The 12,181-nt window shown below is 66.3% G+C and carries 11 protein-coding genes; 4 read left to right on the forward strand and 7 right to left on the reverse strand.

Translation table 11 applies throughout. From position 1 onward, the window contains the following. Positions 1-78: 78 nt before the first annotated feature. Genes AC6LJW_RS08355 through AC6LJW_RS08380 form a run of 6 tightly spaced genes read right to left on the reverse strand, consistent with a single transcriptional unit; the run spans position 79 to position 7,297 of the window. The gene (locus AC6LJW_RS08355; protein WP_498086947.1) at positions 79-1,098 is read right to left on the reverse strand and encodes a siderophore ABC transporter substrate-binding protein; all 1,020 of its coding nucleotides are present in this window, start codon (positions 1,096-1,098) and stop codon (positions 79-81) included. Beyond that, the gene (locus AC6LJW_RS08360) at positions 1,095-1,871 is read right to left on the reverse strand and encodes an iron ABC transporter ATP-binding protein (protein WP_498086948.1); all 777 of its coding nucleotides are present in this window, start codon (positions 1,869-1,871) and stop codon (positions 1,095-1,097) included. Before AC6LJW_RS08360 ends, AC6LJW_RS08355 begins: the two co-directional genes overlap by 4 nt. Then, positions 1,868-2,818: an iron chelate uptake ABC transporter family permease subunit gene (locus AC6LJW_RS08365; RefSeq protein ID WP_498086949.1), complete on the reverse strand. Its 951-nt coding sequence runs from the start codon at positions 2,816-2,818 to the stop codon at positions 1,868-1,870. Before AC6LJW_RS08365 ends, AC6LJW_RS08360 begins: the two co-directional genes overlap by 4 nt. Next, positions 2,815-3,756 carry an ABC transporter permease gene (locus AC6LJW_RS08370; RefSeq protein WP_498086950.1) on the reverse strand — a complete coding sequence of 314 codons (942 nt, stop codon included), beginning with the start codon at positions 3,754-3,756 and terminating at the stop codon, positions 2,815-2,817. The genes AC6LJW_RS08365 and AC6LJW_RS08370 overlap by 4 nt, the downstream gene beginning before the upstream one ends. After that, on the reverse strand, positions 3,756-5,510 hold the full coding sequence (locus AC6LJW_RS08375; RefSeq protein ID WP_498086951.1) for an ABC transporter ATP-binding protein: 1,755 nt from the start codon (positions 5,508-5,510) through the stop codon (positions 3,756-3,758). The genes AC6LJW_RS08370 and AC6LJW_RS08375 overlap by 1 nt, the downstream gene beginning before the upstream one ends. Beyond that, positions 5,504-7,297 carry an ABC transporter ATP-binding protein gene (locus AC6LJW_RS08380; RefSeq protein ID WP_498086952.1) on the reverse strand — a complete coding sequence of 598 codons (1,794 nt, stop codon included), beginning with the start codon at positions 7,295-7,297 and terminating at the stop codon, positions 5,504-5,506. The genes AC6LJW_RS08375 and AC6LJW_RS08380 overlap by 7 nt, the downstream gene beginning before the upstream one ends. A 140-nt stretch (positions 7,298-7,437) precedes the next feature. Here AC6LJW_RS08380 and AC6LJW_RS08385 point away from each other — a divergent pair, with 140 nt between their 5' ends. Beyond that, the gene (locus tag AC6LJW_RS08385) at positions 7,438-8,043 is read left to right on the forward strand and encodes a TetR/AcrR family transcriptional regulator (RefSeq protein ID WP_056569608.1); all 606 of its coding nucleotides are present in this window, start codon (positions 7,438-7,440) and stop codon (positions 8,041-8,043) included. Here the strand turns inward: AC6LJW_RS08385 and gntR are convergent. Then, positions 8,040-9,065: an HTH-type transcriptional regulator GntR gene (gene gntR, locus AC6LJW_RS08390; RefSeq protein WP_427985498.1), complete on the reverse strand. Its 1,026-nt coding sequence runs from the start codon at positions 9,063-9,065 to the stop codon at positions 8,040-8,042. The two genes, AC6LJW_RS08385 and gntR, sit on opposite strands and share 4 nt — an antisense overlap. A gap of 130 nt (positions 9,066-9,195) precedes the next feature. On the opposite strand from gntR, the gene AC6LJW_RS08395 reads away from it, so the two are divergent. Genes AC6LJW_RS08395 through AC6LJW_RS08405 form a run of 3 tightly spaced genes read left to right on the forward strand, consistent with a single transcriptional unit; the run spans position 9,196 to position 12,125 of the window. Next, positions 9,196-9,753: a TRAP transporter small permease gene (locus tag AC6LJW_RS08395; RefSeq protein WP_056569602.1), complete on the forward strand. Its 558-nt coding sequence runs from the start codon at positions 9,196-9,198 to the stop codon at positions 9,751-9,753. Positions 9,754-9,796: 43 nt separating this feature from the next. Then, positions 9,797-11,077 carry a TRAP transporter large permease gene (locus tag AC6LJW_RS08400; RefSeq protein ID WP_056569601.1) on the forward strand — a complete coding sequence of 427 codons (1,281 nt, stop codon included), beginning with the start codon at positions 9,797-9,799 and terminating at the stop codon, positions 11,075-11,077. Positions 11,078-11,108: 31 nt separating this feature from the next. Next, positions 11,109-12,125: a TRAP transporter substrate-binding protein gene (locus AC6LJW_RS08405; RefSeq protein ID WP_056569598.1), complete on the forward strand. Its 1,017-nt coding sequence runs from the start codon at positions 11,109-11,111 to the stop codon at positions 12,123-12,125. The last annotated feature ends 56 nt before the right edge of the window (positions 12,126-12,181 follow it).

A 12,181-nucleotide genomic window follows, 5' to 3' on the forward strand; every position in this document is an offset into this window, starting at 1 on the left:
GGGAACCGCCCGGCAATCCGGGCGACTGGGAATCATTTACGTTTGAATCGGCAATGACGCGCGGGGCGTCGCGAAGAATCAGTTCCGGTAAGGCCTCATGACGTCGTCGATCATCAGATGCAGCGACTTCACGCTGGCGGCGGTGACGTACCAGGCTTCGGCGTCGGCAAAGACCACGCGGCCGTCGCGCCACGCGGACGTCTGGCGCAGCAGCGGGTTGCCCAGCGTCTCGGCATTCAGGGCCGGGCGGCGTTCCATCACGGCAGTGCGGTCGACCACGTAGACGATGTCCGGGTTGGCCTGCTGGATGAATTCGCTGGAGATCGGCTGGCCATGCAGGCCGCCATCGGCCAACGGACTGGCGGGCTTTACGCCCAGCGCGTTGAAGATGAAGCCGTAGCGGGATTGCACGCCGAACGAGCTGAAGGCGCCGTTGTTGTGCAGCACGACGAGCGCCGTCTCCCGACGGTCGCGGATCAGCGCGCGCGCCTCCTCCACCTTGGCATCCAGACCGGCGGCCTTCTGGCGCGCAAGGTCTTCCTTGCCGAAGATGCGACCCAGCGTCAGCAGATGGTCCTTCACGATCTCGATGTGATCGGCCTGGCTGTCGCGGTAGTCCACGTCGAAATGGATGGTGGGCGCGATCTGGCTCAGCTCTTTATAGTGGTTCGCCTGCAGCGAGGTGATCAGGATGAGGTCCGGCTTGGCCGCATATACGCGCTCCAGATTCGGCTGGACGATGGCGCCCATGTCCTGCACTTCGGGCGCGTCGCGGTAGCGGGCCAGAAAGTGCGGCACGAAGTCCTTGGGCATTCCCACGACGGGAACGCCCAGCTCGTCCAGGAAATCGACTTCGTTCATGTCCAAGGCAACCACGCGCTGCGGCAGCCGGTCGATCACGGTCTCGCCCAGCTTGTGCTTGACGGTGATGGGGGCATAGGCAGTCTGCGATGGTGCATTCGCGGGTGCGGCGGGTGCGGCAGCCGGCGCCGAGGCGGCCTTGGGCGCGTCCGTGGCTTGGCCGCAGCCGTACAGCGCCGCCGTTGTGGCCATTGCAGCGGCAAGCAGCAGCGCCCTCGGCCAGTGCGACAGGGTCATTTCAGTTCTCCAGGGGGATTGAAGTAGTTGCACAGGCGACCGCGATCGCCCTGCGTGATGTCGAAGTCCAGTCCATACAGTTCGCGCAGCCGGTCTTCGGTCATGACCTCGTGCACCCCGCCCGCGCAATGCACCGCCCCGCCCTTCAGCGCCACGATGTAGTCCGAATAGCTGGCCGCGAAATTGATGTCGTGCACCACCAGGATCACCGTGCGGCCGTGCTCGTCGCACAGGCGGCGCAGCGCGCGCATGATCTGCACGGCGTGCCGGATATCCAGGTTGTTCAGCGGCTCGTCCAGCAGCAGACAATCGGTCTGCTGCGCGATGGTCATGGCCATGAACGCCATCTGACGCTGGCCGCCGCTCAGCTCGTCCAGGTACGCGTGGCGCAAGGGCTCCAGTGACAGAAACGCGATGGCTTCGTCGATTGCCTGCCGGTCCTGCGGCGTCAGCGCGCCACGGCTGTAGGGAAAGCGCCCGAAGGCCACCAGGTCTTCCACCGTGAGCCGCAGGTTGAAGTCGGGCGATTGGCGCAGCGTGGCGACGCGGCGCGCGTAATCGGCGCGGCGCATGTCCGCCACGCTGCGGTTGCCGATGAAAACGCCGCCCTGCGTCGGCGCCAGCAACCGCGCCATCATCATCAAAAGCGTGGTCTTGCCCGCCCCGTTCGGACCGATCAGCGACGTCAGCCGGCCCTCGGGGAACTGCAGGCTCACGTCGCGCAGGACGGCCTTCGCGCCGTGGCTTTTGGAGAGATTTCTGGTCGTGATCATGCCGTGCCCCGCGTGCGCGCCATCAGCGCGAGAAACCAGCCGCCGCATACCAGGTTGACCAGGATGCCGACGGTGGTCTTGTAGTTGAAGATGTGCTCGACCGCGAGCTGAGCCAGGATGAACATCCCGACGGCGATGGCGCTGCCGGTGGGCAACGTGACGCGGTGCCGGCGCGTGCGCGCCAGCGCATATGCGGTGTTGGCCACGAAGATGCCCATGAACGCCGTAGGTCCCAGCAGGCTGGTGGAAACGGCGACCAGCACCGCGATCAAGGCCAGGTGCAGTTGCACGGCGCGCGGATGATCCACGCCCAGCGACATGGCCTGGTCCCGCCCCAGCGACAGGACGTCCAGCGTCGGCAATTGCCTGCGTCCGGCCAGGCATATAGCGGCGACGATGACAGCGGATACCAGCAATTGCGCTGGCTCGGCCTTACCGAACGAGGCCTGGGTAAAGCCGAGCAGGATCGAGAACTCGCCCGGACTGGTCTTCAGTTGCACGAACTGCGTGAAGGTGCCGATCACCATGGTCAGCACCAGTCCCACCAGCAGCAGGAAATACACGTTCTGCCTGTCGTGGCGGAACAGCCAGCGATGGAGAATCCACGAATACGCCAGCATCACCAAGACTGAGACCAGGAAGTTGCCGTTCGGCCCCAGCAGCACCAGGCTTTGCGTGCCCAGCGCCAGAATCATCACGGACTGCAGCAGCAGATAAACCGCCTCGTAACCCATGATGGCGGGCGTGAGGATCCGGTTGCCGGTCAGGGTCTGGAACACAATCGACGACCACGCGATGCAGACGCCGCCGATCACCATGGCCGCCAGCCGCGCGAGGCGTTTGGGGATGACGTAGTCGAAGTCCAGGCCCGACCGGAAGAAAACGAACACCATGGCCAGCACGATGACCGCCAGCCACACGACCTTTCGGGAAGCGGCGCGTCTCATCGGTGCTTCCAGATAATCAGCGCCAGGAACAGGACGCCGCCCACGCCCCCCGCCGTCAGGCCGATAGGCACTTCGAACGGATGAATCAGCACGCGTCCCAGGATGTCGCAAACCAGCAGCAGCGACGCGCCGCCCAGCGCCACGACGGGCAGCGTGCGGCTCAGGTTGTCACCGTAGTGGAGCGCGACCAGATTGGGCACGACCAAACCAACGAATGGAATAGCCCCAACCGTGATGACCGTGGCCGACACCGTGACGGCCACCAGCATCAGACCCAGCGCGACGGTGGCCGGATAGTTCAGTCCCAAGCTTGCGGCCATGTCCTCGCCCATGCCGGCCACCGTGAAGCGGTGCGCGTACAGGTAAGTCAGCACGACGATCGGCAGGATCAGAAAGATGATCTCGTAGTTGCCCTGCACGATCTTGGAGAAGTCGCCCAGCAGCCAGCCCTGCATGCTTTGCAGGATGTTGTTGCGATAGGCATGGAATTCGGCCAGCGCGCTCAGCACGCCGCCAAACATAAGACCCATCACGGGCACCAGCACTGTGTTCTTGAACCGGATACGGCGCACGATCATGACGAAGGCCAGGCTGGCGGCAAAGCAGAACGCCAGCGCAAACGCCATCCGCCCGCCCGGCCCCATTGACGGCGCCACCGTCAGCGCAACCAGGATGCCGAGCTTGGCGGCGTCCAGCCCGCCGCAGGTGGCCGGTTCGACGAACTTGTTGCGCACGATGTGCTGCAGGATCACGCCGCACACCGACAGGCCGACGCCGGTCAGCACCAGCGCGGCCAGCCGAGGCAGGCGGCTCGCGGTCAGCGTCAGCCACGCGTCGCCCGACAGCGTGAACAGCTGCGTCCAGGCCAGCTGCCGCGCACCGACCAGCAGGGACGCGCCGCACAGTGCGACGAACAGCACCGACAGCCCGGCACGCATCAGACGCGGTCTCCCGCGATGCGCCAGCCCTTGGCGGCCTGCCGCTGCTCCAGGAATTGCGCATACCGCCCGCCGCTTGCGCGCAGCGCCGCCGGCGCGCCCGCTTCGACGATCCGGCCGTCCTCCAGCACCGCGATTTCATCGGCCATCGCCACCGTCGACAATTGATGCGCAATGACCACCAGGGTGCGCTTGCCGCGCAGCCGCGCCAGCGTGTCGGCAATGACGGCCTGGTTGCCCGCGTCCAACGCTGCGGTGGCCTCGTCCACCAGCAGGATGGGCGCGTCGCTGATCAGCGCACGGGCAATGGCGATGCGCTGGCGCTCGCCGCCGGACAACCGCGTGCCGCCCTCGCCCACCGGCGTGTCCATGCCGTGCGGCAGGCGCGCGGCGATCTCGTCCACGCCCGCTTCCCGCGCGGCTTGCAGGACATCGGCATCATTGCTGCCCGGCCGGCCAGCGCGGATGTTGTCGGCGATGCTGCCGGTAAAGAGATAGTTGTCCTGGAAAATCTGGCTGATCTGGCTGGCCAGCTGCGCGCTGGCGATCTGCCGCACGTCGACGCCGCCGACATGCACGCTGCCTTGCGTCACGTCGAAGAATCGCGCGATCAGCCGCGCCAGCGTCGTTTTGCCGGACCCGGATGCGCCGATCAGGGCAATCATGGTGCCCGGCTCGATACGCAGGCTCACGCCGAGCAGCACGTCCGGCGCATCTTGCGCGTAGCGAAAGCGCACATCGCACAATTCGATGGACGCGTCGCGCGGCGTCTGCGGGGCGGCGGGCTCGGGCAGCGGCGCCACGGCAAAGAGCGCGTCGATCGCGTCAAGCTGCGCGCGCGCGCCGCGCAGAACCTCGCCATAGCCGGCAACCTCAAGCAAGCCGTCGATGTAGCGGACAGCCAGCAGCATCGCGACGATGGCCGCCACCACTTCGCCGGTTGCAGCGCCAGCGCCCAGCAGTCCGTTGAGCCAAAAGGCCGCCGCGAACAGCAACCCGGCAAAGACGGACTGCACCGCCCAGACGTTGAGCACGGCCGCGGCCGCCGACAGCCAGATCAGGCGCACGCCCGATTGGCGTTGCGCATCAAGGGATTGCTCGAAGCGCTGCATGCCGCCGCCCTGCGCGCTGAACGCGCGCAGGACCGACTGCGCCTGGGCAAACTCCACCACGCGCTGGCTGGTTTCCGCAAAGCGCTGGTGAAAGACCGTGTCGGCTCGGCGCGCCAGCCGCGCCGTAAGTGCCAGCACGCCCGCCAGCAGCGGCAGCGCCGCCAATGCGATCAGTCCCAACAGCCAATGCTGCGCGAACAAGGCCCCGCCCAGCACAAGGGGTGCGGCCACGCCCGCAATCAGCGGTGTGAAGACGTGCGCGGGCAACTGGGCCACGCTCATCATGCCCTGCGTGACGACATGGCCGAGACGCGCGGTGTTGTGCGGCGTGAACCAGCCCACCGGCAGGCGCGCGACATGGTCGCCCAGCCGATGACGGCCGCCTTGCAGGATCGCGACGCCCACGCGCACCCCCGCCCGCTCGACCGGCAGGCGCAGCGCCGCGCAACACGCCACCCCGGCGAGCAGCGCGGCCAGCCACGGGATGGCCTGGCGTGCATCGCCGGTCAGCAGATGCGTGAGGAGCGGCGCCGTGGCCGCCATGGTCAGCCCGCAGGCCAGCCCGTAGGCGACCGCCAGCCGCGCGTAGCGGCGCAGCACGTGAACCTCATTGCCAAGCAGGCGCACCAAGGTCTTCAGCATGCCGGCTCCTCTTGCGGCGTGGCCATCGCATAACCACCCTGCTCCCAAAGCCGCGCGTAGCTGCCGCCTTGCGCCAACAGCGCGTCGTGCCGCCCCTGTTCGGCAATAGCCCCGTCCTCCAGCACCAGGATGCGATCCGCATGCACCACCGTGTCCAGCCGGTGCGCGATCACCAGCAGCGTGCGCCCCTTGGCAAAGCGCGACAGCGCTTCCTGGATAGCGGCCTCGTTGCCGGCGTCGGCCGCCGCCGTGGCCTCGTCGAGCACCAGCACCGGCGGGTCGAGCAGGACGGCGCGCGCGATGCTCACGCGCTGGCTTTCACCGCCGGAGAACTGCGCGTCTTCGCCGATAACGGCGTCGTAGCCGCGCGGCAATGCCAGGATGCGTTCGTGGATGTTGGCGGCTCGCGCGGCGGCCTCGACCTCCTGCTGACTGGCACCCGGCCGGCCCAGCGCGATGTTGTCGCGCACGCTGGCGTGGATCAGCCGAACCTCCTGCAGCACGAAGCCGATGCGCCGGTAAAGCTGGGCGCTCTCGATCTGCCGCAGGTCCGCGCCGCCGAGCGTGATGCGCCCTTGTGCCGGGTCGAAGAACCTCAGCAGCAGACGGGCAAGCGTGGATTTGCCCGCGCCGGACGGGCCGACGATGGCGGTCACCGTGCCGGGCGCCAGCGTGAACGTGATGCCGGACACCGCCTCGTGGCCATCGCCGTAGCGGTAGCCCACGTTTTCAAACCGGACTTCGTGGCCTTCGGGAAGTTGTCCGCACCCAGCCGGCGGCGTCTCCAGAACAGGCGTATTCATAAGCGCCAGCACACGCTGGGCCGCGCCCTTTGCGCTGCCCAGATCGTGCAGCAGCGTGTGCAGCAGGAGCATCGGCGCGCAGATGCCTGGCGCCACTAGCGCGAAAGGCAGCACGTCCAACGGCGCCATCCAGTCCAGCGCCACGAACAGCGCGCCCGCGCCGAGCACCACGCCCAAAACCGTGACCGGCGCGATCAGCGCGTGCGCCCGCGCCATCGCCGCGACCAGCGGCCGGGTAAAGTCGGCAAAGGCCGCGGCAAAGCCGTCCACGGCGTCCCGGTAGCCGCGATGCGCCTCGCCGGCATCCCCAAACGCCTTGACCACCGGAATGCCATTGACGAATTCGACGGTCGCGCCGTTCAGACGGCCAAGGCGTTCCATGAACACCGGCATGTTCGCGCCGCCGGCCTTCATGGCGCGACGCAGAAAGAGGAAGAAGCCCGCGAACGGCAGCAGCGCCACGATGGCAAGGCGCCAATCCTGCGCGAACAGGTAGGCCGCCGACGCCAGAATCGCGCCCGCGGCGCGCCCCGTCGCCGTGAAGAAATGCGCGGTGAGGCTATGCAGGGTCGCGATGTCGTCCTGCAAGGCCTGCTTGACCTCGCCCGACGCCCGATCCGTGAACCAGCCCAGTGGCGCTTGGGCCAACCGCCGGGCGCCGGCCACGCGCAGGTGATGCGTGATCCGGTTGTCTGCCAGGTGGGCGGTCAGTTCGCCGGCGGACACCAGCGCCAGGCCGATGAGCAGGCAAGCAATGGCGGCGGCGACGCCCCACCCCATTCCCGGCCCGGGCGTCGTTGAAGCGGGACCCTCCAGGACCAGGCGGGCGATGTGCGCGATGGCGGCCAGCGGCGCCAGCGTAAGCATGGTGCCCACCGCGGCAAGCGCGGCTGCGGCAATGAGTTGCCCGCGGATCGGGGTCAACACCAGATTGAGCGGGCCGGGCTGTTGAAGGTGGGCCGGCGCGGCTCCGGAAGTGCTCATGAACGAAGTACCAGGACGGAGTTGATAATTATTTGCATCACTATAAACTAAATTCTTGAATTAGTTGCATGGCAATAAACTAAATAATTTCGGGACGGGTTAAAGTGCGGGATAGTCCACGCGACAAACAGGGATCAGACATGCAGCCAGAGCGCCGCCCCGCGCGGGGACGCCCTCCCACCATCACCCGCGAGCGCATCGCCGACGCCGGCATCGCCGTGGGCTTGCCCAACATCACATTCGTCGGCGTCGCCGCGGCACTGGGTGTCAGCCACATGGCGCTCTACAAGCACGTGCCCAGCCTTGAAGAGCTCAAACGCCTGGTCGCCGAGGAAATCTTCAAGCGCTGGCAGATTCCACAGGCCTGTAGCAACGATCGCGGGGATCTCAAGGACTATCTGACGGTGTTCGCGACGTCGGTGCGCGAGTTCGTCAAGGCGCACCCGGGCGTGACGCCCTTCGTGATCCGTCGGCTGGCCGCGACGCCGTCCATGCTGGCCAAGATCGACGGGCACCAGCGCCATATCGCACAGGCCTACGGCATCTCAAAGGAGCAGTCTCGGATCCTGCTCGCGACCGTGGCGTTTCACGGCCTGGCGGTGGCGGACACGGTGTATTCAGTCGCGGGGCTGGAGCCTGTCGTCGACGCCGCGCGCGCGGCGGAAGAATCCGAGATGGAAGTGGAACTGGATCAGGGCATGCAGGCGCTGATCATCGGCCTGATGGCCATGCTGGATGGCGCTTAGCTGGTTTCGCGCTGGACCAGCTTGAAACCCAAATCCACGTGCCGCTCAGGCACCGGTTCGCCCGCCAGATGCTGCATGAGCAGTTGCGCGGCAGATAGCCCGATCTGGTAGCGCGGCGTGGCAATGGTGGACAGCGGCGGCGTGGTCCAGGCCGTGCCCGCCAGGTCATGAAACCCGACGATGGCCATCTGCGCCGGCACTTGCAACCCATCCCGGCCGCATTGGAACACCGCCCCCTGCGCCAGGTCGTCGTTGCAGAAGAACACGGCGTCGCAATCGGGATGGCGCGCATGCTGGTCCTGCATCAGCGCGGCCCCCAGGCTGATCGATGATTTTTCCGGCGTCATGATTTCCAGCGTCGAATCGTACAGGCCCGCGTCGCGCAGCGCCTGCCGGCACCCTTCGCAGCGGCGCAGCGAACGGGGATCCAGCTGCGCGCCTATGATGCCGATGCGGCGGTAGCCGCGCTCCACCAGATGGCGGCCGGCGGCGTAGCCCGAGTCGAATTGCGAGAACCCGACGCTCATGTCGTCGTCGCCATCCAGCGTCTCGATCGTGTGCACCGTGGGGATCCCCTGCGCGCGCAGCAATTCCCAGACGCCCGGATTGTGGTCGATGCCGGTCAGCACCAGCCCGTCGGGCGAGTGCTGCAGATACTTGCGCAGCAGCGCTTCTTCCTCGTCCGGCGAGTAACCCGTCACGCCGATCAGCATGTGATAGCCGTGCTGGTCCAGCACGTCCTTGATGCCCGTGATGATGTCCACGAAGACCACGTTGCTCAGCGACGGAATCAGGACCACGATGGTCTGCGACCGCGCAGACGCGAGTGCGCTGGCGGCGTGGTTCGGCACGTAGCCCAGTTCCTGGCACACCCGCGCGATCTGCTGGCGCAGTTCTTGCCCCACTTTGTCCGGCGTGCGCAGCGCCCGCGAGACCGTGATGGCGCTGACGCCGACGCGCCGCGCAACGTCTTGCATGGTGACGCGGCCAGCGCGCGAGCTTCGGGGTTTACGAACGGACATGGACCCTCGCGGTAAGTGCAAGCGCGTAGTCTGACCGAAAAAAAGACGCTTGCCAAAGCAAAAATGTTAGCGCTAACATGATCCACATCAAACGACTAAAAAAACTCCGGGAAACGGAGAGGAGACAACCATGCAAGCTTCCCCCCTGGGGCGGCCGGGGCCATCGCGTCCCGGCCGGTCGCCGCTGGCCCGCGCCGCGGACTGGTGTTTTGTGCTGCAGACGTGGCTGATGGTGGCCTGTCTGATCGTGATGGTCGTGCTGCTGTTCGGCAACGTGGCGCTGCGCTATCTCTTCAACTCCGGTATCAATGCTTCCGACGAGGTCTCGCGGCTGGCCTTTGTCTGGATGATCTTCCTGGGCGCGGTGATCGCGCTGCGCGAACACCAGCACATCGGGGTCACCATGATGGTCGAACGCTTCGGCCCGGGCGCCCGCCGCGTGTCGCACATTGCCTGCCAGTTGATGATCCTGTGGGTGCTGTGGCTGATGGCCGAGGGCGGCTGGGTCCAGACAGTGATCGGCATGGACACCGTGCTGCCCGTCACCGGCATGCCGCTGGCCGTGTTCAACGCGGCGGGGCTGTATGCCGCCGTGGCGATGGGCATCCTGACGCTCATCGACCTGGTCCGCGTGATTGCGGGCGGACCGCTGCCGGCGGAATCCAGTCCGGAAGACCCGGCGGTCTGAACCGGCCCCTCCCCGCCCCCAACCATCCGCCTGGATATCCGCAATGATCCTGACCGTCTTCCTAGTCGTGCTGCTGGGGCTGATCGCCCTGGGCATGCCGATCGCCTTCGCGCTCATCATCAGCGCAATCGTCATGATGTTCCAGCTGGACTTCTACGACACCCAGCTCCTCGCCCAGAACATGCTGTCCGGCGCCAACAGCTTCACGCTGATGGCCGTGCCGCTTTTCATGCTGGCCGGCGAACTGATGAACGCCGGCGGCATTTCGCGCCGCATCGTTCATTTGGCCAACACGTTCGTGGGCCACATCCAGGGCGGCCTGGGTTACGTGGCCATTTTCGCCAGCGTGCTGCTGGCATCGCTGTCGGGCTCAGCCGTGGCCGACGCCGCGGCGCTGGGATCGCTGCTGATCCCGATGCTGCGCGAAAAGGGTTATGAGGCCGGCCAGGCGTCGGGCCTGATCGCCGCCGGTGGCATCATCGCGCCCATCATCCCGCCGTCGATCTCGTTCATCATCTTCGGCGTCGCCACCAATGTGTCGATCACCAAGCTGTTCTTCGCCGGCATCGCGCCGGGCCTCATGATGGGGCTCACGCTGGTGGCCGTCTGGACCTGGGTGGCGCGCAAGCATGGCAGCATCAACCCCGCGCCACGCGAACCCTGGCGCAACCGCCTGAAGGCGCTGCGCGGCTCGCTGTGGGCGCTCTTTCTGCCGGTCATCATCATCGGCGGCCTGCGGGGCGGCATCTTCACCCCCACGGAAGCGGCCGTTGTCGCCGCCGTGTATGCGCTGCTGGTCAGTCTTTTCGTCTACCGCGAGATCGGCTGGCGCGATCTGGGGCCGCTCTTCATCAACGCCGCGCGCACCACGGCGGTGGTCATGTTCCTGGTGGCGGCCGCCATGGTCTCGTCCTACATGATCACGCTGGCCGACCTGCCGCAGGACCTGATCGCGCTGCTGGAACCAGTCATGGATCAGCCCAAGCTGCTCATGTTCGCGCTGCTGATCCTGCTGACGCTGGTGGGCACGGTGATGGATCTGACGCCGACCATCCTGATTCTCGCCCCGGTGCTCATGCCCGTCGTCATCAAGGCGGGCATCGACCCCGTCTACTTCGGCGTCATGTTCGTCATGGTTGGCAGCGTAGGCCTGCTGACGCCCCCGGTGGGCACCGTACTCAACGTGGTTTGCGGCGTGGCCCGCATCAATATGGAAACCATCTGCAGAGGGGTGTGGCGCTACGTCGTGGCCTACACGCTGCTGCTGGTCCTGCTGGTGATCTTCCCCGAACTGATCACCGTACCCGCACGCTGGATGCACTAGCGGCACTTGAAACCCCCCGAGGAGAAACACCATGATCAAGCAATTCAAGACCCGCATTCTTGTCCTGGCGACGGTGCTGTCCTGCACCGTCGCCGGGGTGGCCGCGGCCGCGGACGTCAAACCGCGCCTCATCCGCTTCGGCTACGGCCTGAACGAGGAAAGCGTGCAGGGCCGCGCGGCCCGCCATCTGGCGCAGGAACTGGAAAAGGTCAGTGGCGGCAAGCTCAAGATGCGGACCTTCGGCTCGGCGAACCTGGGTTCCGACGAACAGATGCAGAGCGCGCTGGTGGGCGGCGCGCAGGAAATGATGGTGGGGTCGACCGCGCCGCTGGCGGGCATGGTCAAGGAGTTCGGCGTGTTCGACCTGCCGTTCCTGTTCAACAGCGAAAAGGAAGCCGACGCGGTGCTGGACGGCCCGCTCGGGCAGGACCTGCTGAAGAAGCTTGAGGCCAAGGGCATCGTCGGCCTGGTGTACTGGGAAAACGGTTTCCGCAACATGACCAATTCCAAGCGCCCGATCACGCGCGCCGAAGATTTGCAGGGCATCAAGCTTCGCGTCATGCAGAACCAGATCGCGCTGGGCGTGTTCAACACGCTGGGCGCCAACGCGGTGCCGATGCCGTTCTCGGAATTGTTCACCGCGCTGGAAACGCGCACGGTGGACGGGCAGGAAAACCCCATCACCACGATCCAGAGCAGCAAGTTCTACGAGGTGCAGCCCTACCTGACCATCACGCGCCACGTCTACACGCCGTGGGTCGTGCTGGCTTCCAAAAAGTGGTGGGACACGCTGTCGCCCGACGAGCAAAAGCTGATCCGCCAGGCCGCCGCGTCGTCGCGCGACTTCGAACGGCAGGACAGCCGCGCCGATTCCACCAAGGCCATGGGCACGCTTGAAAAGAACGGCATGAAGATCAACACGGTCACGCCGGAAGAAGTGGCCCGCATGCGCCAGAAGGTGCAGCCCGTGGTCGACAAGTACACCCAGGAGCTCGGCCCCGAACTGGTCAAGCAGCTGAACGACGAAATCCAGAAGGCGCGCAACTAGCGCTTTTGGTGGCCCGGATCCGCTTTTGGTCCGGGCCCGTATGCAACCGAAGCGAG

The organism is Achromobacter sp. 1012554356, from assembly GCF_059760815.1.